The organism is Streptomyces sp. NPDC003284, assembly GCF_053589675.1.
Genome location: NZ_JBSFSI010000002.1, coordinates 257,720 through 280,048, shown reverse-complemented (window position 1 = coordinate 280,048; position 22,329 = coordinate 257,720). Strand labels below are relative to the sequence as shown.

General features: G+C 73.9%; 22 protein-coding genes. 12 read left to right on the top strand and 10 right to left on the bottom strand.

The genetic code is table 11. The features are described 5' to 3' along the window. Positions 1-17: 17 nt before the first annotated feature. Positions 18-497: a MerR family transcriptional regulator gene (locus ACWDYF_RS04730; protein WP_381743408.1), complete on the bottom strand. Its 480-nt coding sequence runs from the start codon at positions 495-497 to the stop codon at positions 18-20. 107 nt (positions 498-604) lie between these two features. Between ACWDYF_RS04730 and ACWDYF_RS04725 the strand changes: the two genes are divergently transcribed. Continuing rightward, entirely contained in the window at positions 605-1,075 is a 471-nt protein-coding gene (locus tag ACWDYF_RS04725; protein WP_381743406.1) for a GNAT family N-acetyltransferase, read from the top strand. Positions 1,076-1,102: 27 nt separating this feature from the next. Here the strand turns inward: ACWDYF_RS04725 and ACWDYF_RS04720 are convergent, their stop codons facing one another. Continuing rightward, on the bottom strand, positions 1,103-1,810 hold the full coding sequence (locus tag ACWDYF_RS04720) for a L,D-transpeptidase family protein (RefSeq protein WP_106967276.1): 708 nt from the start codon (positions 1,808-1,810) through the stop codon (positions 1,103-1,105). A gap of 138 nt (positions 1,811-1,948) precedes the next feature. Next, positions 1,949-4,102 (bottom strand): choice-of-anchor A family protein, encoded by a 2,154-nt coding sequence (locus ACWDYF_RS04715; protein WP_381743404.1) that lies wholly within the window; start codon positions 4,100-4,102, stop codon positions 1,949-1,951. A 163-nt stretch (positions 4,103-4,265) separates the two neighbouring features. Here ACWDYF_RS04715 and ACWDYF_RS04710 point away from each other — a divergent pair, with 163 nt between their 5' ends. Continuing rightward, entirely contained in the window at positions 4,266-5,090 is an 825-nt protein-coding gene (locus tag ACWDYF_RS04710) for a serine hydrolase domain-containing protein (RefSeq protein ID WP_389467047.1), read from the top strand. On the opposite strand, the gene ACWDYF_RS04705 is transcribed toward ACWDYF_RS04710, so the two are convergent. Further along, positions 5,053-5,772, bottom strand: a complete 720-nt coding sequence (locus ACWDYF_RS04705) for a pirin family protein (RefSeq protein ID WP_389467050.1) — start codon at positions 5,770-5,772, stop codon at positions 5,053-5,055. The two genes, ACWDYF_RS04710 and ACWDYF_RS04705, sit on opposite strands and share 38 nt — an antisense overlap. A 91-nt stretch (positions 5,773-5,863) precedes the next feature. On the opposite strand from ACWDYF_RS04705, the gene fasR reads away from it, so the two are divergent. The 5 genes from fasR (at position 5,864) to ACWDYF_RS04680 (ending at position 10,845) form a co-directional block, all read left to right on the top strand. Further along, a complete protein-coding gene (gene fasR, locus ACWDYF_RS04700; RefSeq protein ID WP_018570636.1) occupies positions 5,864-7,069 on the top strand; it encodes a fatty acid biosynthesis transcriptional regulator FasR in 1,206 nt (401 codons plus the stop codon). An 89-nt stretch (positions 7,070-7,158) separates the two neighbouring features. Further along, complete coding sequence (locus tag ACWDYF_RS04695; RefSeq protein WP_381743399.1) at positions 7,159-8,076, top strand: ACP S-malonyltransferase; 918 nt, start codon at positions 7,159-7,161, stop codon at positions 8,074-8,076. Positions 8,077-8,097: 21 nt separating this feature from the next. After that, positions 8,098-9,129 (top strand): ketoacyl-ACP synthase III, encoded by a 1,032-nt coding sequence (locus tag ACWDYF_RS04690; RefSeq protein WP_381743397.1) that lies wholly within the window; start codon positions 8,098-8,100, stop codon positions 9,127-9,129. 100 nt (positions 9,130-9,229) lie between these two features. Beyond that, complete coding sequence (locus ACWDYF_RS04685; RefSeq protein WP_018570639.1) at positions 9,230-9,478, top strand: acyl carrier protein; 249 nt, start codon at positions 9,230-9,232, stop codon at positions 9,476-9,478. A gap of 86 nt (positions 9,479-9,564) precedes the next feature. Continuing rightward, on the top strand, positions 9,565-10,845 hold the full coding sequence (locus ACWDYF_RS04680) for a beta-ketoacyl-[acyl-carrier-protein] synthase family protein (RefSeq protein WP_064533002.1): 1,281 nt from the start codon (positions 9,565-9,567) through the stop codon (positions 10,843-10,845). Between the two features lie 97 nt (positions 10,846-10,942). On the opposite strand, the gene ACWDYF_RS04675 is transcribed toward ACWDYF_RS04680, so the two are convergent. Next, positions 10,943-11,437 carry a DUF3145 domain-containing protein gene (locus tag ACWDYF_RS04675; protein WP_026253000.1) on the bottom strand — a complete coding sequence of 165 codons (495 nt, stop codon included), beginning with the start codon at positions 11,435-11,437 and terminating at the stop codon, positions 10,943-10,945. 248 nt (positions 11,438-11,685) lie between these two features. Between ACWDYF_RS04675 and ACWDYF_RS04670 the strand changes: the two genes are divergently transcribed. Beyond that, positions 11,686-12,582, top strand: a complete 897-nt coding sequence (locus ACWDYF_RS04670) for an SGNH/GDSL hydrolase family protein (protein ID WP_018570642.1) — start codon at positions 11,686-11,688, stop codon at positions 12,580-12,582. A 14-nt stretch (positions 12,583-12,596) separates the two neighbouring features. After that, positions 12,597-13,580: an aldose epimerase family protein gene (locus tag ACWDYF_RS04665; RefSeq protein ID WP_389467055.1), complete on the top strand. Its 984-nt coding sequence runs from the start codon at positions 12,597-12,599 to the stop codon at positions 13,578-13,580. A gap of 281 nt (positions 13,581-13,861) precedes the next feature. Here the strand turns inward: ACWDYF_RS04665 and ACWDYF_RS04660 are convergent, their stop codons facing one another. Both ACWDYF_RS04660 and ACWDYF_RS04655 read right to left on the bottom strand, forming a co-directional pair. Further along, positions 13,862-14,251: a RidA family protein gene (locus ACWDYF_RS04660; RefSeq protein ID WP_381743391.1), complete on the bottom strand. Its 390-nt coding sequence runs from the start codon at positions 14,249-14,251 to the stop codon at positions 13,862-13,864. 11 nt (positions 14,252-14,262) lie between these two features. Then, positions 14,263-15,093, bottom strand: a complete 831-nt coding sequence (locus ACWDYF_RS04655) for an NAD(P)-dependent oxidoreductase (protein ID WP_389467058.1) — start codon at positions 15,091-15,093, stop codon at positions 14,263-14,265. Positions 15,094-15,262: 169 nt separating this feature from the next. Between ACWDYF_RS04655 and ACWDYF_RS04650 the strand changes: the two genes are divergently transcribed. Beyond that, positions 15,263-16,192: a LysR family transcriptional regulator gene (locus tag ACWDYF_RS04650; RefSeq protein WP_389467393.1), complete on the top strand. Its 930-nt coding sequence runs from the start codon at positions 15,263-15,265 to the stop codon at positions 16,190-16,192. 43 nt (positions 16,193-16,235) lie between these two features. Here ACWDYF_RS04650 and ACWDYF_RS04645 read toward each other — a convergent pair whose 3' ends face one another. The 3 genes from ACWDYF_RS04645 to ACWDYF_RS04635 form a co-directional block, all read right to left on the bottom strand. Then, complete coding sequence (locus ACWDYF_RS04645) at positions 16,236-17,132, bottom strand: EI24 domain-containing protein (protein WP_389467061.1); 897 nt, start codon at positions 17,130-17,132, stop codon at positions 16,236-16,238. A gap of 78 nt (positions 17,133-17,210) precedes the next feature. Further along, positions 17,211-17,630: an organic hydroperoxide resistance protein gene (locus tag ACWDYF_RS04640; protein WP_018570648.1), complete on the bottom strand. Its 420-nt coding sequence runs from the start codon at positions 17,628-17,630 to the stop codon at positions 17,211-17,213. Between the two features lie 120 nt (positions 17,631-17,750). Continuing rightward, positions 17,751-18,773, bottom strand: a complete 1,023-nt coding sequence (locus ACWDYF_RS04635) for an NADP-dependent oxidoreductase (RefSeq protein ID WP_389467064.1) — start codon at positions 18,771-18,773, stop codon at positions 17,751-17,753. Positions 18,774-18,901: 128 nt separating this feature from the next. Between ACWDYF_RS04635 and ACWDYF_RS04630 the strand changes: the two genes are divergently transcribed. Then, the gene (locus ACWDYF_RS04630; protein WP_018570650.1) at positions 18,902-19,354 is read left to right on the top strand and encodes a MarR family winged helix-turn-helix transcriptional regulator; all 453 of its coding nucleotides are present in this window, start codon (positions 18,902-18,904) and stop codon (positions 19,352-19,354) included. A 200-nt stretch (positions 19,355-19,554) separates the two neighbouring features. Next, the gene (gene rph, locus ACWDYF_RS04625) at positions 19,555-22,287 is read left to right on the top strand and encodes a rifamycin-inactivating phosphotransferase (protein WP_389467070.1); all 2,733 of its coding nucleotides are present in this window, start codon (positions 19,555-19,557) and stop codon (positions 22,285-22,287) included. The last annotated feature ends 42 nt before the right edge of the window (positions 22,288-22,329 follow it).

Here is a 22,329-nt window from a genome sequence, read left to right as displayed (position 1 = left end):
GGGGCGGGCCCGGCGGTTCAGCGGGCCCGGCTCCCGGCCGCCGCGTAGAAGCCGATCTTGCCGTCCAGCACGGCCAGGGTGTCCTGGAGTTCGGCGATCCGGGACAGCACGTCCCGGCGGGTCGCCTCCAGCAGCGCGAACCGCTCGCCGTACGTCTGCTCGCCCTGGCGCACCAGCTCCGCGTACCGCACCATGTCGGCCACCGGCATCCCGGTCCGCCGCAGCTTGCCGACCAGGTCGAGCCAGTCCAGGTCGCGGTTGCTGTAGCGGCGCTGGCCGGTGTGCGAGCGGTCGACGTGGGCCATCAGACCGATCCGCTCGTACCAGCGCAGGGTGTGCGCGGTCAGCCCGGTGAAGGCGACGACCTCGCTGATGGTGTAGCTGTCCTGTCCGTCCGGGCGCGGACGCCGCCGCGGCTCGGCGCACAGGCCGGTGCTGGTGTCCTCGCTCTGCGGCGTCTCCCGGGTGGTCACGGCCGTGGTCTGCGTCACCGTCATGGTCCCCACGCTAGGGCCTTGGAGTGCGCTCGAAGCAAGGGCGGTCCCCCGGCCGGGCGGCAAAAGCGCGGGACACGGGCGGCCGGTGGTGACTAGCGTGCGAAGGCATGAGTCTCGTACGACGTGCCGAACCCGCGGACGCCGCCGAAGTGCTGCGGCTGCGCCAGGTGATGATCGACTCGCTGCCCGGTTCCGATCCGTCCACCGCCTGGCACCAGGAGTCCCTGCCCGCCCTGCGGGCCCGGCTGGGCGATCCGGACGGCGGCTTCGCGGCCTTCGTCGTCGACCACCCCGAGCGGCCCGGAGCGCTGGCGGCGCTGGTGGCCGGGACGGTCGACTACCGCATCGGGAAGGCCGGCGACCCCACCGGCACGGTCGGCTTCGTCTTCAGCGTCGCCACCGACCCCGACGCCCGCAGGCGCGGGTACGCGCGCGCGTGCATGGACACGCTGCTGGAGTGGTTCCGCGAGCGCGGCGCGCGCCGCGTCCAGCTCACCGCCTCCGCCGAGGCCGCCCCGCTGTACGCCTCGCTCGGCTTCCGTCCGAAGCCGGACCCGCTGCTGGAACTGCTGCTCTGAGACCGGGGCCCGCCTTTCCCGGCCGGGTCAGCCCGCGGTGCCGGGCTTGGTGCCCCAGACGTAGACGGCGTCGTGCAGGACGAGCAGGTCCCACAGGGCCGCCGCGTCGCTCACCGTGAGGTTGACGCAGCCGGCCGAGCCGCCGCCGTCGTAGAGGTTGCCCGGGTGCCCGTGCAGGGCCTGCCCGCCGTCGAAGAACTGCGAGTACGGCATCGGGGCGTCGTCGTACAGCGAGGAGACGTGGTCCTTGTCGCGCCAGTAGACGGAGTGCCAGCCGGGCCGGGTCTCCTGGGTGTCGCGGCCGGTGCGGATGGGCACCGGGCGGAAGTCGACGCGCGTGCCGGTCTGCACCCACAGCAGCTGCCGGTCCATGTCGACACAGGTGACCCGATAGCTGCGCACCGGGCAGTGGCCGGCCGCGTTGGGGTCGGCCGCGGCCTGCGCGGCGAGCATGTAGCGGTAGGTGGCCAGGTCCGCGTAGCCGTCGGTGCGGGGGACCTGGTGCGCGCTCTGGAAGGCGCGCACGGCCTCGCAGTCCGCCGGGGACTGGATCCCGTCGACGGGCAGGCCGAGGTACTGCTCCAGCGGCCGCTGGTAGGGGCCGGTCGGCGCGGTGCACTCGGCGGCCGCGCCGCCGGGAGCGGCGGCGGCGCCCGGCACGGCGAGCGCCACGCAGGCCAGCGCCGCCACCGTTGCGGTGGCGGCGCCGGATATGCGGATACGGGCAGGACCCACGGCGGAGACCTCCTGAGCGGAGCGGGCTTCTCCTGCCAGTGAAGCGCCGGGCCGGTCAGGCCGCCCTGGGGAGGACGGCCGAACCGGTGAACCGGCCGGGCCCGGACCGCCCGTCAGCGGGTCGGCAAGGCCGCCCGGTCAGTACCCGTACGAGCAGTCCTTGCCCTTGCAGGGCTCGCCGCGCTCGTTGGAGAGGCTGACGTCCACGGCGGTGGAGCTGTCGGTCACCCGGTAGGGACCGGAGACCGGGTTGCCGGGCAGGACGTAGCCCTCGGGCACGGCCGTCTCGCGCAGGTAGTACTCGCCGGCCGGGAGGTCGTCGAAGGCGCAGTGGCCCGCGGAGTCGGTCGAGCAGCCGCCGCCGACCCGGGTGTCCGGGTCCGCGCCGGTGGTCTGGAGACCGGGGACGCCGTTGGTCTCGCGCCAGGCCTCGAACACCGCGCCCGCCAGCGGGCTGCCGTCCTTGCGGTCGGTCTTGGTCAGGTGGATGGCGCCGTTGCCGTGCGGGACGCTGGAGCGGGTGTCGGCGGCCACGGCCTGCACACCGGCCTCCGCGTTGGCCTCGGTGAGGGTCAGCGGGCCGAACACGTTCGGGTCGGGCAGGTCGTAGCCGTCGGGGGCGGCGGTCTCCCGCCAGTAGTACGTGCCCGTCTCGACCGTGACCGAGCAGCGGCCGTTGGTGCCCGTGGTGCAGGAGGTGACCTGGGTGTCCGGGTTGGCGCCCGTGGTCTGGAGACCGGCCTCGCCGTTGGTCTCGCGCCACAGCTCGAAGTCCGCGCCCTCCAGCACGTCACCGGTGTCGGCGTCGGTCTTGAGGATGCGCACCTCGCCGCTGACCGGCGGCACGGTGCTGCGGGTGTCCTTGGCCACGGCCTGCACGCCCTGCGCCGCGTTGTCTGCGGTGAGGGTCAGCGGGCCGAAGACGTTCGGGTCGGGCAGGTCGTAGCCGTCGGGGGCCGCGGTCTCCCGCCAGTAGTACGTGCCGGTCGCCACGGTCACCCCGCAGCGGCCGTCGTCGCCGGTGGTGCAGGAGGTGACCCGGGTGTCCGGGTCGGCGCCCGTGGTCTGGAGACCGGGGACGTCGTTGGTCTCGCGCCACAGCTCGAAGTCGGCGCCCGGCAGGGTGTCGCCGGTGGTCGCGTCGGTCTTCACCACGCGCACCTCGCCCGTGGTCGGGCCGGTGCCGCCGCAGTCGGGCAGGTCACCGTCGAAGGGGTAGGCGTGGAACTCCTGGCCGCCGCCGCCCGTCGCCGCGCTGGTGTGGGTGAGCGAACCGGTCGTGAAGAAGCGGCCGTTGATGCCGGGCAGGGTGACGGTCGTCATCGACGCCTGGTCGCCCATGAGGAAGCTGCCCTGCATCTGCCCGGTGCCGCTGAGGTGGACCGTGGTGGCGTCGGGGAAGTTCCACAGCAGCCGCTCGCGGTAGGCGTTGAGCGGGTCGGTGCTGTCGTCGATGCCGCCGCTGTAGGTGTTGATGGTGCGGTCGCCGCCGACGATGTTGACCAGGACGGTGGCGTCGGCGGGGACGTTCTCGAAGACGATGCCCTGCTGGCCGCCGCCGGGCGCGGCCAGGTCGAAGTCGACGTTGAAGACCTGGAGGGCGGAGGTCCCGTCGCCCCGGAACACCGTCCGGGTGCCCTCGTTGACGGCGGTGCCGGTGGCCTGGCGGGGCTGGCCGCCGACGCGGGCGTAGCACTGGCTGGCCGCGGTGAGCTGGTTCCTGAGAGCCGTGTACGGCTGGGCGGCGGCCGGGTCGTGGACGAGTTCGCCGTTGACCGTGCCGGACTCGGTGCCCGCGTAGCGCACGATGCCCCGCTCGCCGACGATCCCGCCGGTGGTCTCCAGCCGCTGGCCGGGCGCGATGGTGACGTTGCCGCCGGTGGTCAGGAAGTCCGCGTCGGTGGGCGGCGGTACGCGCGAACCGACGCCGACGATGCCGAGGTTGTACAGGCTGCTGCCGGCCGGGTCCTTGTTCTGGTCGAAGTTGTCGAGGACGACGACCCGGCCCTCCGCCTCCGCGGCCCGGCCGCGCACCAGGAAGTCGTCGCCGACGAAGATGTTGATGGCGTTGTCGCGGCCGGCGAGGGGCCCGTTGTTGATGCCGGGGAACGGGTTCGGGCAGGAGCCGGGGACACACGGGCCGAGGCCGCCCGGCAGCGGCGCGGCGTGGGCGGGGGCCGCGCCGAGCCCGAGGGCGAGGGCGGGCGCCGCCGCCGCGGCCAGGGCCCAGGCGGTTCCGGTGGCACCGACGCGGGTACGCAGCGCGCCGAGGTGCTGGGAGAAGCGTTTCATGAGGGGCATGGTGGTCAGCCCCGGTGGCCGAACCGGTCGCGTGACACGTGCGGCTGAGCGCATCTTGCGACGTTTCTCATTCGACCGGAGCACCACGGAGGGGTATTTGTCACACCGGTGGTCCGGATCCTGGGAGCGCGGCCCGGCCGCGTAGGCTCGGCGCATGTCGTTGAACAGCCTGGCGTCGATCGAGAACTGGCCGGTGCCCACCGCCGCAGCGGGCGTGGTCCGCGCGGACGGCACGGTCGCCGGCACCCACGGCCCCACGGGGCACCGCTTCCCGCTGGCCTCGGTGACCAAGCCGCTGGCCGCCTACGCGGTCCTCGTCGCCTACGAGGAGGGCGCCGTCGAGCTGGACGAGCCGGCCGGGCCGCCCGGCGCCACGGTCCGCCATCTGCTCGCCCACACCTCGGGGCTGGCCTTCGACGAGCACCGGGTGACGGCGCCGCCCGGTGCGCGGCGGCTGTACTCCAACGCCGGTTTCGAGCAGCTCGGCGACCATGTGGCCAAGGCGACGGACATCCCCTTCGGGGAGTACGCGCGCCAGGCGGTCCTGGAACCGCTGGGCATGACCGCGACCGTCCTGGACGGCTCACCCGCCAAGGACGGCGTCTCCACCGTCGAGGACCTGCTGCGCTTCGCCGCCGAACTCCAGGCCCCCCGCCTGCTGGACCCGCGCACGGTCGCCGGGGCGATGACCGTCCAGTACCCGGGCACCAAGGGCGTCCTGCCGGGCTACGGCCACCAGAACCCCAACGACTGGGGTCTCGGCTTCGAGATCCGCGACGCCAAGTCCCCGCACTGGACGGGTACTTCCTCCTCCCCGCGCACCTTCGGCCACTTCGGCCAGTCCGGCACCTTCCTGTGGACCGACCCCGACGCGGGCGCGGCCTGCGTCGCCCTGACCGACCGCGCCTTCGGCCCGTGGGCGATCGAGGCGTGGCCGGTCTTCACGGACGGGGTGCTGGCGGAACTCCGGGGCGTGTGAGGAGGTCTGCGGCCTGCCGTCCGCGCAGCTCCCACACCAGCACCTCGGCGGCGCCCACCGCCACCGCCTCCCGCTCGGCCCCGGCCGGGTCGGTGAGGCGGGCCGCGTCGCCCGGGGCCAGGAGGTGGCCGGGCAGGCGCAGTTCGCCGCGCACGACGTGCACGTACACGTGCGCGGCGGACGGGAGCAGGGTGCGTCCGCCCGCGCGCAGCCGCAGGACGCGCAGCGTGGCGCCCGCCCCGGGCACGGGGTACGGGGTGTCGGCGGGCAGGGCGCGTACGGCCTCGTAGCGGGGCTCGCCGCCGGGGTGCGGCGGGGTCAGCCACATCTGGACGAAGGTCAGCGGGACGTCCGCGTCGTTGCGTTCGGTGTGGCGCACCCCGGCCGCCGCCGACAGGTGCTGGAGGTCGCCGGGGCGGATCACCGTGCGGCGGCCGGTGGAGTCGCGGTGGGTCAGTTCGCCCTCGACGACCCAGGTGACGATCTCGGTGTGGCTGTGCGGGTGTTCGGCGAAGCCCGCGCCCGGGGCCAGGTGCTCCTCGTTGCAGGCGATCAGGGCGCCGTGGCCGAGGTTGTCCGGGTCGTAGTGGGGGCCGAAGGAGAAGGCGTGCCGGGTGCTGATCCCGGCGCTCTCGTCGCCGCCCGGGTAGCGGTCCGCGGCGCGTCGTACGTCCGTGCTCACGCGCACCACCGTAGCCCCGCGGGACGGGACCGCGGGCCCCCGGTCCGACCCGCGGCACGCACGCACGTCCGGATAAGGCAGTCTTGTCCCCGTGCCCGAACCCGAGTCCCACCGCCCCGAAGCCGCCGCCCGCCCCGCCCACCGGCACTCCGCGACCCTGAAACGGCTGGAGAAGTCCTCCGGGTCGCTCGCCGCGCAGGCCATCGCGCGGATGGACGAATCGCTGCCGTGGTACCGGGCCATGCCACCGGAGAACCGGTCCTGGATCGGACTGGTGGCCCAGGCGGGCATCGCCGCGTTCACCGAGTGGTTCCGGCACCCGGACGCCCCGCAGGCGATCTCCACCGATGTGTTCGGGACGGCGCCGCGCGAGCTGACGCGGGCGATCACGCTGCGGCAGACCGTGGAGATGGTGCGCACCACCATCGAGGTCATGGAGAGCGCCATCGACGAGGTGGCCGCGCCCGGCGACGAGAACGTGCTGCGCGAGGCGCTGCTCGTGTACGCCCGGGAGATCGCCTTCGCCACCGCCCAGGTCTACGCCCAGGCCGCCGAGGCACGGGGTGCCTGGGACGCGCGCCTGGAGTCGCTGGTGGTGAACGCGGTGCTCAGCGGCGAGGCCGACGAGGGCGCCGTGTCGCGGGCCGCCGCGCTCGGCTGGAACTCCCCCGACCATGTGTGCGTGGTGCTGGGCACCGCGCCCGAGGGCGACTCCGAGCTGACCGTGGAGGCCATCCGGCGGGCCGCCCGGCACGCCAAGCTCCAGGTGCTCACCGGGGTGCTCGGCGACCGTCTGGTGGTGATCGCGGGCGGCGACGACAATCCGCTGGCCGTCGCCAGGTCGCTGATCGGGCCGTACGCGGCGGGGCCGGTGGTGGCCGGGCCGATCGTGCCCGATCTGCTGGCCGCCACCCGGTCCGCGCAGGCCGCCGCGGCCGGTCTGAAGGCCTGTTTCGCCTGGCAGGACGCGCCCCGCCCGGTGCTGGCGGACGATCTGCTGCCGGAGCGCGCCATCGCCGGGGATCCGAGCGCCCGTGAGCAGTTGGTAGAGGAGATCTACAGACCGCTGGAGGAGGCCGGGTCCGCGCTCCTGGAGACGCTGAGTGTCTATCTGGAGCAGGCGAGCAGTCTGGAGGGGGCGGCCCGGATGCTCTTCGTTCACCCGAACACCGTGCGCTACCGGCTCCGACGTGTGACTGACGTCACCGGATGGTCCCCCTCCGATGTACGATCCGCGTTCACGCTGCGGATCGCCCTGATCCTGGGGCGTCTGGCCGATGGAGATCCCCAGGCCTAGCCTTTTGTCGGGGGTCCACAAAACCCCTTCGTGTTCTTCGTCCCTGTCCTCACGGGCGGCCATGCCCGTCCCCAAGAGAGAGTGTGAGAGTGCTCGTACTCGTCGCTCCCGGCCAGGGCGCCCAGACGCCCGGCTTCCTGACCCCCTGGCTCGAACTGCCCGGTGCCGCCGATCGTGTGGCCGCCTGGTCGGACGCCATCGGCCTGGACCTCGTCCACTACGGGACGCAGGCCGACGCGGACGCCATCCGTGACACCGCGGTGGCGCAGCCGCTGCTGGTCGCCGCCGGGATCCTGTCGGCCGCGGCACTCGGTGACGTGGCACCCGGTGCCGTCGCCGGGCACAGCGTGGGCGAGATCACCGCCGCGGCCTTCGCGGGCGTGCTGGGCGACACCGCGGCGCTGACCCTGGTCCGCCGGCGCGGGCTGGCGATGGCCGAGGCCGCCGCGATCACCGCGACGGGCATGTCGGCGCTGCTCGGCGGTGACCCCGAGGTCTCCGTCGCGCATCTGGAGAAGCTGGGCCTGACCCCGGCGAACGTCAACGGCGCGGGCCAGATCGTGGCCGCCGGGACCCTGGAGCAGCTCGCCGAGCTGGCCGAGAACAAGCCGGAGGGCGTGCGCAAGGTCGTGCCGCTGAAGGTGGCCGGTGCCTTCCACACCTCCCACATGGCCCCCGCGGTCGACCGGCTCGCCGAGGCCGCGAAGGCGCTGGAGCCGGGCGACCCGAAGGTCACCTACGTCTCCAACAAGGACGGCCGGGCCGTGACGAGCGGCGCCGAGGTCGTGGAGCGGCTGGTCGGCCAGGTCGCCAACCCGGTCCGCTGGGACCTGTGCATGAAGACCTTCGAGGAGCTGGGCGCCACCGCGCTGATCGAGGTGTGCCCGGGTGGCACGCTGACCGGTCTGGCCAAGCGGGCGCTGCCCGGCGTGCGGACGCTGGCGCTGAAGACCCCCGACGACCTCGACGCGGCCCGCGAGCTCATCGCCGAGCACGCGAACGCCTGACGACCGAAGGAGCCGACGTTCATGTCGAAGATCAGGCCCAGCAAGGGCGCCCCGTACGCGCGCATCCTCGGTGTCGGCGGCTACCGCCCGACCCGGGTGGTGCCCAACGAGGTGATCCTCGAGAAGATCGACTCGTCCGACGAGTGGATCCGGTCGCGCTCCGGTATCGAGACCCGGCACTGGGCGGGCCCCGAGGAGACCGTCGCGGCCATGTCGATCGAGGCGGCCGGCAAGGCCGTCGCGGACGCCGGGATCACCCCCGAACAGATCGGCGCCGTGGTCGTCTCGACCGTCTCGCACTTCAGCCAGACCCCGGCCGTCGCGACCGAGATCGCCGACAGGCTGGGCACGGACAAGGCCGCCGCCTTCGACATCTCGGCGGGCTGCGCGGGCTTCGGCTACGGCCTCACGCTGGCCAAGGGCATGGTGGTGGAGGGTTCCGCCGAGTACGTGCTCGTCATCGGCGTGGAGCGGCTGAGCGACCTGACCGACCTGGAGGACCGCGCCACGGCCTTCCTGTTCGGTGACGGCGCCGGCGCGGTCGTGGTCGGCCCCTCCCCGGAGCCGGCGATCGGCCCGACGGTCTGGGGCTCGGAGGGCGACAAGTCCGAGACGATCAAGCAGACCGTCCCCTGGGACCGCTTCCGCAGCGGCGACCTCGACGGTCTGCCCCGGGACAGCGAGGGCGACGTCAAGTTCCCCGCGATCACGCAGGAGGGCCAGGCGGTGTTCCGCTGGGCCGTGTTCGAGATGGCGAAGGTCGCCCAGCAGGCGCTGGAAGCGGCCGGGATCACCCCGGACGACCTGGACGTCTTCATCCCGCACCAGGCCAATGTGCGGATCATCGACTCGATGGTGAAGACCCTGAAACTGCCGGAGCACGTCACGGTCGCCCGTGACATCCGCACCACCGGCAACACCTCGGCCGCCTCGATCCCGCTCGCGATGGAGCGGCTCCTGGCGACCGGCGAGGCGAAGAGCGGCGACACCGCGCTCGTCATCGGCTTCGGGGCGGGTCTCGTCTACGCCGCTACGGTCGTTACCCTCCCCTAGGCACTCCGTGCCGGATCATGGGGTCCGGTACGGCACTGCCCCACCTGCCGCTGCCGCGGCGGGCGCCACACCCTCTGAACATCTACGAAGGAGCGCCGACATGGCCGCCACTCAGAAGGAGATCCTCGACGGTCTCGCCGAGATCGTGAACGAGATCGCCGGTATCCCCACCGAGGACGTCCAGCTGGACAAGTCCTTCACCGACGACCTGGACGTCGACTCGCTGTCCATGGTCGAGGTCGTCGTCGCCGCCGAAGAGCGTTTCGACGTCAAGATCCCGGACGAGGACGTCAAGAACCTCAAGACGGTCGGGGACGCCACCGACTACATCCTCAAGCACCAGAGCTGATCTACCGATCACTGCTGTGGGCTGATGCCCCGCCACCCGGCGGTGGCGCCGTTTTTGATCCTCGTTCCGTTGGAGAAAGAATTCCCGTGAGCCCGACCAATCGCACCGTGGTCGTCACCGGTATCGGCGCAACCACACCGCTGGGTGGCGACGCAGCCTCTACCTGGGAGGGTCTGATCGCCGGCAAGTCCGGGGTCAAGCCCCTCACCCAGGACTGGGCGGCCGAGCAGGCCGTCCGTATCGCGGCTCCGATCGCCGTCGAGCCGACCGAGATCATCCCGCGTCCGCAGGCCCGCAGGCTGGACCGTTCGGCGCAGTTCGCGCTGATCGCCGCCCAGGAGGCGTGGCAGGACGCCGGTTTCTCCGGCAAGGCCGGCGAGGACGGCAGCGACGGCGCCGTCGACCCCGACCGGCTCGGTGCGGTCATCGCCTCCGGCATCGGCGGCGTGACGACCCTGCTGGACCAGTACGACGTGCTGAAGGAGAAGGGCGTACGCCGCGTCTCCCCGCACACCGTCCCCATGCTGATGCCGAACGGCCCCTCGGCCAACGTCGGCCTGCTCGTGGGCGCCCGCGCGGGCGTGCACACCCCGGTCTCCGCCTGCGCCTCGGGCGCCGAGGCCATCGGCTACGCCATCGAGATGATCCGTACCGGCCGGGCCGACGTGGTCGTCGCCGGCGGCACCGAGGCGGCGATCCACCCGCTGCCCATCGCCGCGTTCGGCAACATGATGGCGATGTCCAAGAACAACGAGAACCCCGAAACGGCGTCGCGCCCCTACGACGTCGCCCGGGACGGCTTCGTCCTCGGCGAGGGCGCGGGCGTGATCGTGCTGGAGTCCGCCGAGCACGCCGCGGCGCGCGGCGCCCGCGTCTACGCGGAGGCGGTCGGCCAGGGCATCTCCGCCGACAGCCACGACATCGTGCAGCCGGAGCCGGAGGGCCGCGGCATCTCGCACGCCCTGCAGAACCTGCTGGACCGCAACGACCTGGACCCGGCCGAGATCGTGCACGTCAACGCGCACGCCACCTCGACGCCCGCCGGTGACATCGCCGAGCTGAAGGCGCTGCGGAAGGTGTTCGGCGACGACGCCGACCACATGGCGGTCTCCGCGACCAAGTCGATGACCGGTCACCTGCTCGGTGGCGCGGGCGGTGTGGAGTCGGTGGCGACCGTGCTGGCCCTGTACCACCGGGTGGCGCCGCCGACCATCAACCTCGACGACATCGACCCCGAGGCCGAGGCCAACGCGGACGTGGTCCGCGGCGAGGCGCGCAAGCTGCCGGTCGAGGGCCGGATCGCCGCGCTGAACGACTCGTTCGGCTTCGGCGGACACAACGTCGTCCTGGCGTTCCGCACGATCTGAGGACGCCCGGCACCGTCCGAGTGAACGGCTGCGGCCCGGACCCCGTCGGGGGTCCGGGCCGCAGCCGTCGCCGTTCGTCCGCGCCCGCCCGCCGGGCTCAGACCACCTGGTGGAGCCAGCGGACCGGGGCGCCTTCACCCGCGTAGCGGAACGGCTCCAGTTCGTCGTCCCAGGGCTTGCCGAGGAGCTTGGCGATCTCGGCCTCCAGATCGGTCTCGCCGCGCTGGGAGCGGGTCAGCGCGGCGCGCAGGCGGTCCTCGGGGATGAGGATGTCGCCGTGGATGCCGGTGACGGCGTGGAAGATGCCCAGCTCGGGGGTGCAGCTGTAGCGCTCGCCCTCGGCGCTCGCGCAGGGCTCGGCGGTGACCTCGAAGCGCAGCAGGTGCCAGCCGCGCAGCGCGGAGGCCAGCTTGGAGGCGGTGCCGGCCTGGCCCTGCCAGGAGAACTCCGAGCGCCAGGTGCCGGGGGCGGCCGGCTGGCGGATCCAGTCCAGGCTGACGCGGGTGCCGAGCACCCCGGCGACGGCCCACTCGACGTGCGGGCACAGCGCGCGCGGCGCGGAGTGCACGTACAGAACTCCACGTGTCGTCACCGGGACCTCCGGGCAGAGCGGGGAAGGGGGCGGGCGGGCGGCAGTGGCGCGGGGCCACGTTGAGGGCGAGGCTACCGTGCGACGGGCCGGGGAGTGTGACGTACGGTCGGTCCCGGGGCCTGGAAACACCCGCCATTCACCCGGGGGGACGCTTGTACGGGTGTGCGCCGTCACATCGGGTGAGGCTGGGAACCCTCAGGCGTTGTTCTGGAAGGGACCACCGCACGACGACCGAGGGGAAGACCGGCATGCCCAAGCGAAGTCACCGGCTGCGGGCCGCCCATGCCGTCGTGGCGGCCGCCGTACTGACCGCGGCGGGCTGCGACGCGGCCGGTGCGGGCGCCTCCGGCGGGCGGGAGGCGGGCACCGCGGCCGGCCGGTCCGCGTCGCCCGCGCCGGTGTGGAACACCCGTCCGGACTCCATCGCCGCGGTGGGCGACTCCATCACCCGCGGCTTCGACGCGTGCATGGTGCTGACGGACTGTCCGGAGGTCTCCTGGGCGACGGGCAGCGACGCGGGCGTGGACAGCCTGGCCGTGCGACTGCTCGGGGTGACCGGGGCGGCGCAGCGCAGCTGGAACGACGCGGTGACCGGTTCCCGGATGGCCGATCTGCGCGCGCAGATGGAGCGGGCGGTGCTGCACCGGCCGGAGCTGGTGACGGTGATGGCCGGGGCGAACGACGCGTGCCGGGACTCCACCGGCCAGATGACGCCGGTGGCGGACTTCCGCCGCCAGTTCCAGTCCGCCCTGACCGCCCTGCGGCAGGCGCTGCCGAAGACGGAGGTGTACGTCTCCAGCGTGCCGGACCTGAAGCGGCTGTGGTCGCAGGGCCGGACCAACGCGCTGGGCAAGCAGGTCTGGAAGCTGGGCATCTGCCCGTCGATGCTGGGCGACGCGGACGCGCTGGACGCGGCGGCCACCCAGCGGCGGGACACGGTGCAGGCCCGGGTGGTGGAGTACAACAAGGTGCTGGCCGAGGTGTGCGCGAAGGACCGCCGCTGCCGCTTCGACGGCAACGCGGTCTTCGACTACCGGTTCGGCACCAAGCAGCTGAGCCACTGGGACTGGTTCCACCCCAGCCGCAACGGCCAGGCCAGGCTGGCGGAGATCGCCTACCGCACTGTCACGGCCACAGATCCGTGACCTAGGGTTCCCCCATGAACGAACTTTTCAGCACACTTTCCGACGGCACGCCGGTGCACCGCTGGACACTGGAGCGGGCCGGGGTGCGGGTACGGGTGCTGTCCTACGGCGGGATCGTGCAGTCGGTCGAGGTCCCGGACCGGGACGGGCGTACCGCGGACGTGGTGCTGGGCTTCCCCTCGGTGGACGGCTACCTCGCCCATCCGGAGCCGTATCTCGGCGCGCTGATCGGGCGGTACGCCAACCGGATCGAGGGCGGCCGCTTCGCCCTGGACGGGCGGACGTACACGGTCACGCCGAACGAGGGGGCCAACACGCTGCACGGCGGCGCGCGCGGCTTCGACAAGCGGGTGTGGGACGCGGAGCCGGTCGAGCACGGCGTACGCCTGTCCCGGGTCAGCCCGGACGGCGAGGAGGGCTTCCCGGGGCGGCTGGAGACCGCGGTCACCTGCACGCTGGACGCGTCGGGCGCCCTGCACCTGGCCTACGAGGCCGTCACGGACGCGCCGACCGTCGTCAACCCGACCAACCACACCTACTGGAACCTGGCCGGGGCCGCCTCCGGGACGCCCGCGACCGGGCACACGCTGCGCCTGGCCGCCTCCCGGTACACCCCGGTCGACGCGCGGCTGATCCCGGCGGGCGACGCGGCGGACGTCTCCGGCACCCGCTTCGACTTCCGCGCGCCGCGCTCGGCGGGCCCCGGCTACGACCACAACTTCGTCCTGGACAAGGGCGTCACCGCGGGCCCCGAGGAGGCCGCCGAGCTGTACGACGCGGAGTCCGGGCGGGTGCTGACGGTGGCCACCACCGAGCCGGGACTCCAGGTCTACACCGCCGACCACCTGGCCGCGGGGCCGTTCGCGTCCGGCGCCGGGATCGCCCTGGAGACCCAGCACTTCCCCGACTCCCCCAACCGCCCCGGCTTCCCGAGCACCGTGCTGCGCCCGGGTGAGGTGTTCCGCTCGGAGACGGTGTACGGCTTCTCGGTGCGCTGATTCCGGTGGGCCGGTCCGTCGCTTCCGGTGGGCCGGTGCGCTGATCCCCGGTGGGCCGACCGGGCGGGCCGCCGCGCGTCCGGGCGCGGGGCCACGGGCGTCGGGCCACGAGCCACGGGCCCCGGTCCAGGGGTCAGGTCCCGGGCCGGGGCGGTACGCGGGGGAACCCGTCCCGGACCCGACCCTAGTCGCGCCGGCCCCCGCGCCGTCCGGCACCCCGGCGCCCGGCCGCAACCTCGTACGAACCCTTCACATCTACGCGGCCTTCACCTCCGCGCCGGTCACGCGCGGCCGGGCACCGCCGCCACGACCTCCACCTCGATCAGCGCCTCGGGCCGGAACAGCCGGGGCACCTCGACGGTCATGCTGGTGGGCGGGGTCCCGGTGAGGTGGCGCCCGCGCACGGCGGCGTACTCGGCGATGCCGCCGATGTCGGTCAGATAGGTGCGGATGCTGATGACGTCCGCCAGACCCGCGCCGTGCGGCTCCAGCAGCGCGGCGAGGGTCTCGAAGATCCCCTGGCTCTGCTCGGCGAGCGTGGCGCCCTCGGCGATCTGGCCGGAGACGAACAACAGGGCCCCGCCGCCGGCCTGTTCGACCCGGGCGACCTGGGAGTAGTAGGGGCTCAGCGGCTGCGGGGCGCCGGCGGGGCTGTCCAGGGTGATCTGCACGGTGGTGCTCCTCAAGCGGGGATGCGGGTACGGATCCGGGCGGCGGCCCGGGAGAGGTCGGCGGCGGCGAGGGCGGGTTCGTCCTCGGCGGCCCGCCGGTAGGCGTCCGACGCCGCCCGGACGACGGGGAGTTCGGCGCGGGCGGTGGCCAGCGCCAGGTCCTTGACGGCCAGGGCGGTGGTGAAGCGGGCGTCGGCGGAGAAGGCGCGGGCGACTGCTCCGGCGAGCGGTCCTGCGGCCAGCGCGCGCCGGGCGGTGTCCTCGTCGAGGCCGAGGGCGTCGGCGAGCCGCAGCGCCTCGGCGACCAGCGCGACACCGCTGACCGCGGCGGTGTTGAGGACGAGTTTCAGCGCGGCGCCCGTGCCGGAGGGGCCGGTGCGGGTGACGGTGCCGAGGTGCGACAGGACGCGTTCGACTCCGGTGCTGTCGCCGCCCGCGAGGATGCCGAGACGGCCCTCGGCCGCCCGGTCGGTGCTGCCCATGACCGGGGCGTCCACGAGGCGGGCCCGGCCGTCCAGACGGGCGGCGAGCGCGTGCACCGCGTCCGGTCCGACCGTCGACATCTCCACCCAGTGGGCACCGGCAGGCAGCGCGGGCAGCACCGCGTCGGCGACCTCGGCGAGCGCGTCCGGACCGGTGAGCATCGTGATCACCACATCGGCGTCCCGGACCGCGTCGGCGGGCCCCTCGGCGGCGCGGGCGCCCTCGGCGGCCAGCGGGGCCGCCCTGGCCGCCGTGCGGTTCCAGACGGTCAACGGGTGCCCGGCCGCCAGGAGCCGGCGGGCCATGGGCGTGCCCATGCTGCCGAGCCCCAGGAAGGCGATCTTCTCGTTCTGCTCCATGACGCCGACGCTAGGGCGGCCCGAGGGATGCGACAAGCGAATGTCTAGCATGACAGCCATGCCGAACCCGCATGATTCTGCCGTGCCCGCGCCCGATCCCGGCCCCGGCCCCGGCCCCGGCCCCGGCCCCGGCCAAGAGGGTGCCGCCCCCGAGGGTGCCGTCCCCGATCTGTCCACGCTCTGGCTGCGGGTGTTCCTGGAGGTGGCCCGGCACGGCTCGTTCACGGTGGCGGCGCGGGACCTGGGCTGGACCCAGTCGGCGGTGTCCCGGCAGATCTCCGCGCTGGAGTCGGCCCTCGGCGGCGGCCCGCTGTTCGACCGGCTGCCGCGCGGGGTGCGGCTCACCGCGGCGGGACAGGTGCTCGTGCCGTACGCGCGGGCCGTCGCCGAGTCGCTGCGCGGCGCCGTGCGCGAACTGACGGCGCTGCGCGAAGTGGCGGGCGGGCGGCTGCGGTTCGGCGCGTTCGCCTCGGCCGACGTGGCGCTGGTGCCGTGGGCGCTGGCCGCCTTCCGGGCCCGCCATCCCGGTGTGCGGATCTCCCGGGAGGAGGGCCTGACCCCCGGTCTGCTGGACCGGCTGGGCGCCGGGCACCTGGACCTGGCGGTGGTCTCGACCACCGGTGACGCCCCGCTGGCGGCGTACACGCTGCACCATCTGCTCGACGAGCCGCTGTACATCGCCGTACCGGCCGGGCATCCGCTGGCGGGGCGGCCGGGACCGGTGCGGCTGCGCCGCTTCGCGGACGCCGACTGGGTGTCGGGCGGCCCCCGCCCGGAGGGCACCCTGCTCGACGCGGCGCTGCGTGCGGGCTTCCGCCCCCGGGTGGCCCATGTCGTCGCCGAGTGGACCGCCAAGCAGGGGTATGTGGCCGCCGGTCTGGGCGTGGCCCTGGTCCCGGCCCTCGCCGCCGCCTCCGTACGCCCGGACGTCGCCCTGCTCCCGCTGTGCGCGCGGGACACCCCCGCCAGGGCGGTCTACGCCGCGACCGCCCCCGGCCACTCGCTGTCCCCGGCCGCCCGCGCCTTCCTGGGGGCCCTGCGGGAGGCGGCCGCGACGGTGCTGGAGGCGCCGGGGGCGACCGGGGCCGCGGGAGCCTAGGTGTGCTGTCCGGCCGGTACGGGGGCCGGGCGCCGGGGCCGGGTCAGGGGCGGGGGTGGCTGCGGGCGCCCGGGGCCGGTTCGGTGTCCGGGGTGCCGGTGGTGTGACCGTGGGCGGGGGCGGGGCGGCCGTCCGCGGGGGCGGCGTCGCCGTCGTCGCCGGTGCCGGTGTCGCCGGTGCTCCCGTTCGGCTCCGTCTCCTCCCCCAGGAGGTCGCGGGCGAGCAGGGTCGCACCGGCGACCGCGCCCGGCATCAGGAGGACGGCGACGAAGGGGACGAGGAAGGCGAGGCCGAGCGGGGTGCCGAAGCCCCAGACGAGGGCCTTGCGGGAGCGCAGGAGCCCGAGCCGGGCGCGGAGGTCGACGTCCCGGCGCTGGAGGGCGACGGCGGCCAGTTCCTCGGTGAGGAAGAAGCCGGTGACGAAGAAGCCGATCACCGGGACCGCCGTCTGCCCGACGAACGGCAGGAAGCCCAGGGCGAAGAGCAGCACGGCCCACAGCGCCGCCCGGACCAGGACCCGCAGGCTGTCGCGGGCCGAGATCCACAGCTCGCGCCAGAGCGGCAGGCCGGACTCGGGCGCCGTGCCGTCCGGGGAGACGTCCCGGTCGACCTGCTCGGAGAGGCTGTCGTAGAAGGGCTGGCCGATGAGCAGGGTGACGGCGGTGAAGGTGACGACGGCCAGCAGCAGGCCGAGGGCGAACAGCACGGCCGTCAGGAAGCCGCGGAAGAGCCCGAGCCAGGGGCTGGGCCAGCCGTCGGCGAAGGGGGTGGCCCAGCCGACCGCGTCCGCGCCCCACAGGGCGAGTGCGGTGAGCGCGGCGGCGTACAGGACGAGGGTGATCAGGCCGGGGAGCAGGCCGAAGCCGTACGACCGCCCGTGCCGGGCCACCCATCGCTGGCCCTTCAGGAGATACCCGAAGCCCACCCCAAGATCACGCATGCGCACACTGTAGCGACGGCGGCGGCCGCACCCCACGTCCAGAGGTACGACCGCCGCCGCCCTGGGCAACGAGCCGGTTCAGGCCAGCGTCACGGTCACGTCGCCGCGGGTGGCCTTCGAGTACGGGCACACCTGGTGCGCCTTCTCCACCAGGCTCTTCGCGGTGGCCGCGTCGACGTTCGGGATGGCGGCCGAGATCTCGACGATGATCCCGAAGCCGTCGTCGTTCTTGCCGATGCCGACCTTCGCGGTGACGGTCGAACCGGAGATGTCGGCGCCCTCCTGGCGGGCGACGACACCGAGGGCGCCCTGGAAGCAGGCGCTGTACCCGGCGGCGAACAGCTGCTCGGGGTTGGTGCCGGCGCCGCTGCCGCCCATCTCCTTGGGCGGGTTGACGACGATGTCGAGCCTGCCGTCGTCGGTGGCGACCCGGCCGTCGCGTCCGCCCTCGGCGGTGGCGACGGCGGTGTACAGGACGTCGGACTGCTGGATGGCCATGGCTGCGTTCCTCCTCGGTCCGCGGCGACTCGCGCCCACGATCGCCCACGGTTTCGGAAAGAAGTTACCGCATGTCGGAAACTGAGGGAATGCCGGCCGGGCGCGGGCCGCCCGCGGGGGTCAGAGCTCGACGATCATCTTTCCGGTGTTGTCGCCGCGCAGCACGCCGAGGAACGCCTCCAGGGTGTTCTCCACCCCTTCGACGACCGTCTCGCGGTACTTCAGCTCGCCCGAGCGCACCCACGGGCCGACCTCCTGGACGAACTGCGGCTGGAGGTCGTAGTGGTCGCCCACGAGGAAGCCCTCGATACGGCCGCGGGTCTGGATCAGCCGGGCCATGTTCCGCGGGCCGGGGGCGGGCTCGGTGTTGTTGTAGACCGAGATGGCGCCGCAGACGGCGATGCGGCCGTCCCGGTTCAGGGAGCCGATGGCGGCCTCCAGGTGGTCGCCGCCGACGTTGTCGAAGTAGACGTCGATGCCGTCGGGGGCGGCGGCGCGCAACTGCTCGGCCACGGGGCCGTTCTTGTAGTTGAAGGCCGCGTCGAAGCCGTACTCGTCGACGAGCAGCGCGACCTTCTCGTCCGACCCGGCCGAGCCGATGACCCGTGCGGCGCCCTTCAGCCGGGCGATCTGCCCGACCTGGCTGCCCACGGCACCGGCCGCGCCGGACACGAAGACGATGTCGCCCTCCTTGAAGGACGCGGTGCGCAGCAGTCCGGCGTAGGCGGTCAGACCGGTCATGCCGAGCACACCGAGGTACGTCGACAGGGGTGCGGCCTGCGGGTCGACCCTGACGGCCTGGGCGGCGTCCACGGCCGCGTACTCCCGCCACCCGGCGAAGTGCAGGACGTGGTCACCGGGGCTGATCCCCTCGGCGCGCGAGACGACGACCTCGCCGACGGCGCCGCCCTGGAGGGGCTTGTCCAGCTCGTACGGCGCCACGTACGACTTCGCGGCACTCATCCGGCCGCGCATGTACGGGTCCACGGAGAGGTACTCGTTCCGTACGAGGACCTGGCCCTCGCGGGGTTCCGGCATCGGGGACTCCACCAGGGCGAAGTCCTGGGGCTCCGGCCAGCCGACGGGGCGGCTGAGCAGGTGCCATGCGCGGTTGACGGCGGGCAGTGCGGGGGTGTCGGTCACGGTGCGCCTCTCCTCGGTGGGGGGCTCCGCCCGGTGCGGCCGGGCGCGGGAGCGAGATGCTTCAGGTTCTGAAACAACCATGCGCCTGAATATTTCAGGTTGTCAAGTAACGCGGTACCCTGGACCCCATGGCACCGACTCCCCCGCCCGCCCGCCGCCCCGACGCCCTGACCATGGAGGTCGTCGAGCTGATCGGTGACGTGGTGGCGCGGTTCTACGAGGACTACGAGGAGGCCGCGGGCGAGCACGCGCTGACCGGCCCGCAGGCGCGGCTGCTGAGCCTGCTGTCCCTGGAGCCGCTGCCGATGCGCAAGCTCGCGCAGCGGCTGAAGTGCGAGCCGTCGAACGTGACGGGGATCGTGGACCGGCTGGAGGCGCGCGGGCTGGTGGAACGGCGGCCCGACCCGGACGACCGGCGGGTGAAGGTGGCGGCGGCCACCGAGCAGGGCCGCCGGGTGGCCCGGGACCTGCGGGAGGGGCTGCGCTTCGCGCGCGAGCCGCTGGAGGGCCTGAGCGACGCGGAGCGCCGGGCGCTGCGGGATCTGCTGCGCAGGATGCTGGGCGGCGGCTCGACGGACTGAGCCGGTCCGGCCGGTGGCCGGGAGAAACACGAAGGCGAGGAGAACATTCTCCTCGCCATGCTCAATTTATAGCGCACCTGGGGGCTTGCGGCAAGGCCCCCGTCATGCCGCACAATCGACGGCCGAGCCCACGACCTGCGGAAACGAGGGCGATGTGGGCCGGTGCGTGCGGCGGGCCACGCCGCCCGGGAGGTGTCGCCATGACCGAGCAGTACGTCCTGGATCTCCAGGAGATCCACGCAGGAGAGGCAGCAGAGGCGGGAGAGGCGGGAGAGGCGGGAGAGGCGGGAGGCGCCGAGTTCGACAGGACGGCCGCCCTCGTCGGGGGCAAGGCCGCGGGCCTGGGCCGGCTGGCCGGGATCGAGGGCGTCCGCGTGCCGGGCGGATTCTGTGTGACGACGCACGCCTTCCGGCGCGTCCTGGCGGCGGCGCCCTCGCTCGGCGGCCTGCTCGACCGGCTGGCGCGCCTCGGCCCGGACGACGTGGAGGCGGTCCGCGCGCTCAGCGCGGAGATCCGCCGGACCGTCGAGGAGACCGCCGTCCCGGACGACGTCGCGGCCCGGATCACCCGCGCGCTCGCCCGCGACGGCGCGAGCGCCGCCTACGCGGTCCGCTCCAGCGCGACGGCGGAGGACCTGCCCACGGCGTCCTTCGCGGGCCAGCAGGACACGTATCTGAACGTCGTGGGGACGGAGGCGGTCCTCGCGCACATCAGCCGGTGCTGGGCCTCGCTCTTCACCGAGCGGGCCGTCGTCTACCGCCGTCGGCACGGCATCGACCACCGCGGGGTGCGCATGGCCGTGGTGGTGCAGCGGATGGTCTTCCCGCGGGCGGCGGGCGTCCTGTTCACCGCCGACCCGGTGACGGGCGACCGGCGGGTCGCCACCGTGGAGGCGGCGTTCGGCCTCGGTGAGGCGCTGGTCTCCGGGGCGGTGAACCCGGACGTGTTCCGCGTACGGGACAACGAGGTCGTCAGCGAGACGACCGGCGCCAAGGAGCGTGCCGTGCACGCCCTGCCGGGCGGCGGTGTGCGCGAGGAGGCGGTCGCCGCGGAGCTGCGGGAGCGGCCCGCGCTGACGCGGGCGCAGGCCGTCCGGCTCGTGCGGCTGGGGCGGCGGATCGAGGAGCGCTTCGGCTGCCCGCAGGACATCGAATGGTGCCTGGCCGACGGGGAGTTCCAGATCGTGCAGAGCCGGCCGGTCACGACGCTGTTCCCCGTCCCCGGGGACACGGGGGACGAGGAACAGCGGACGGACGGGACGGACGGGACCTCCGGGACGGACGGGCGGGACTACCGCGTCTATGTCTCGGTCGGCCACCAGCAGATGATGACCGACCCCATGAAGACGCTGGGGCTCTCCGTGTGGCGGCTGACGGCCATGGTGCCGATGCGGGTCGCGGGCGGCAGGCTGTTCGTCGATGTGACGCCGCGGCTGGCCTCGCCCGGGAGCCGCGGCGCCCTCCTGGACCTGATGGGCCGGGGCGATCCGCTGGTCAGGGACGCACTGGAGTCCGTCCTGGCACGCGAGGGCGAGCGCGTCGCCCTGGCCGCGCCGTCCCCGGCGCCGGGCTCCGCCGGGGCCGCTCCGGCGCGCGCCGGGACCGCCCCGCCGCCGCTGGAGACCGATCCGGCCGTCGTCGCCGGGCTGATCGCGCGCAGCGAGGCGTCCGTCGCCGCCCTGCGGCGCGAGATCCGGACGAAGAGCGGACCGGAGCTGTTCGACTTCCTGCTCACGGCCTTCGAGGAGCACAAGCGGGTCCTCGGCGATCCGCTGAGCATCCGGGTGATCATGGCGGGGATGGAGGCCACCTGGTGGCTCAACGACAAGCTGGCGGAGTGGCTCGGTGAGACGAACGCCGCCGACACGCTCACCCTGTCCGCGCCCGGCAACATCACCTCGGAGATGGGCCTCGCCCTGCTCGACGTCGCGGACGTGATCCGGCCGCATCCGGAGGTGGTCGCCTGGCTGCGGGACGCCCGGGACGAGGACTTCCCGGACGGGCTGGACAAGATCGCGGGCGGCGCCGAGGCGCGCGCGGCCGTCGAGGGCTATCTCGACCGGTACGGCATGCGCTGCGTCGGCGAGATCGACCTCACCAGGCCGCGCTGGAGCGAGCGTCCCACCGCGCTCGTCCCCGTACTCCTGGACCACGTACGGAACTTCGGGCCGGGGGCCGCAGCGCGGCGCTTCGAGGAGGGGCGCCGGGCCGCGCGGGAGAAGGAGGAGGACGTGCTGGCGCGGCTGCGGGCGCTGCCGGACGGTGCGCGCAGGGCCGCCGAGACCAAGCGGATGATCGACCGGGTCCGGACCTTCATCGGGTACCGGGAGTACCTGAAGTACGGGATCGTCAGCCGCTACTTCCTCTACCGGCAGGCCCTGCTGGAGGAGGCCGGGCGCCTGGTACGGGACGGGGTGCTCGCCGCGCGGGAGGACGTGTACCACCTGACGTTCCAGGAGTTCGCCGACGCGGTGCGCACGCGCCGGGTGGAGCCGGGGCTCGTGCGGCGGCGCCGGGAGGAGTTCCGCTCCTACCGGGCGCTGACGCCGCCGCGGGTGCTGACCTCGGACGGCGAGTGCGTCACCGGGGAGTACCGGCGCGGGGACGTGCCGGACGGTGCGCTGACCGGTCTGCCGGTCTCCGCCGGGACCGTGGAGGGGCGGGCCCGGGTGGTCACGGACCTCGCCGGGGCCGCACTGGAGGCGGGCGACATCCTGGTCACCGCGTACACGGACCCCAGCTGGTCGCCGCTGTTCGTCGGTGTCGCGGGCCTGGTGACGGAGGTGGGCGGTCTGATGACCCATGGCGCCGTGATCGCCCGGGAGTACGGCCTGCCCGCCGTGGTGGGGGTGGACGGCGCCACCCGGCTGATCCGGGACGGGCAGCGGATCCGGGTGCACGGGAGCGGGGGGTACGTGGAGATCCTCGGCTGACCGGCCGCCGCACCGGTCGCGGGGCCGCCGTCCCCTATGTGC

Bases quoted from the DNA above. Each gene is read 5' to 3' on its own strand.
- ACWDYF_RS04725 (WP_381743406.1), top strand. From the start codon at position 605: ATGAGTCTCGTACGACGTGCCGAACCCGCGGACGCCGCCGAAGTGCTG.
- ACWDYF_RS04630 (WP_018570650.1), top strand. From the start codon at position 18,902: ATGGCACCGACTCCCCCGCCCGCCCGCCGCCCCGACGCCCTGACCATG.
- ACWDYF_RS04645 (WP_389467061.1), bottom strand. From the start codon at position 17,132: ATGCGTGATCTTGGGGTGGGCTTCGGGTATCTCCTGAAGGGCCAGCGA.
- ACWDYF_RS04730 (WP_381743408.1), bottom strand. From the start codon at position 497: ATGACGGTGACGCAGACCACGGCCGTGACCACCCGGGAGACGCCGCAG.
- ACWDYF_RS04685 (WP_018570639.1), top strand. From the start codon at position 9,230: ATGGCCGCCACTCAGAAGGAGATCCTCGACGGTCTCGCCGAGATCGTG.
- ACWDYF_RS04670 (WP_018570642.1), top strand. From the start codon at position 11,686: ATGCCCAAGCGAAGTCACCGGCTGCGGGCCGCCCATGCCGTCGTGGCG.
- ACWDYF_RS04690 (WP_381743397.1), top strand. From the start codon at position 8,098: ATGTCGAAGATCAGGCCCAGCAAGGGCGCCCCGTACGCGCGCATCCTC.
- ACWDYF_RS04665 (WP_389467055.1), top strand. From the start codon at position 12,597: ATGAACGAACTTTTCAGCACACTTTCCGACGGCACGCCGGTGCACCGC.
- ACWDYF_RS04715 (WP_381743404.1), bottom strand. From the start codon at position 4,102: ATGAAACGCTTCTCCCAGCACCTCGGCGCGCTGCGTACCCGCGTCGGT.
- ACWDYF_RS04710 (WP_389467047.1), top strand. From the start codon at position 4,266: ATGTCGTTGAACAGCCTGGCGTCGATCGAGAACTGGCCGGTGCCCACC.
- ACWDYF_RS04640 (WP_018570648.1), bottom strand. From the start codon at position 17,630: ATGGCCATCCAGCAGTCCGACGTCCTGTACACCGCCGTCGCCACCGCC.
- rph (WP_389467070.1), top strand. From the start codon at position 19,555: ATGACCGAGCAGTACGTCCTGGATCTCCAGGAGATCCACGCAGGAGAG.
- ACWDYF_RS04655 (WP_389467058.1), bottom strand. From the start codon at position 15,093: ATGGAGCAGAACGAGAAGATCGCCTTCCTGGGGCTCGGCAGCATGGGC.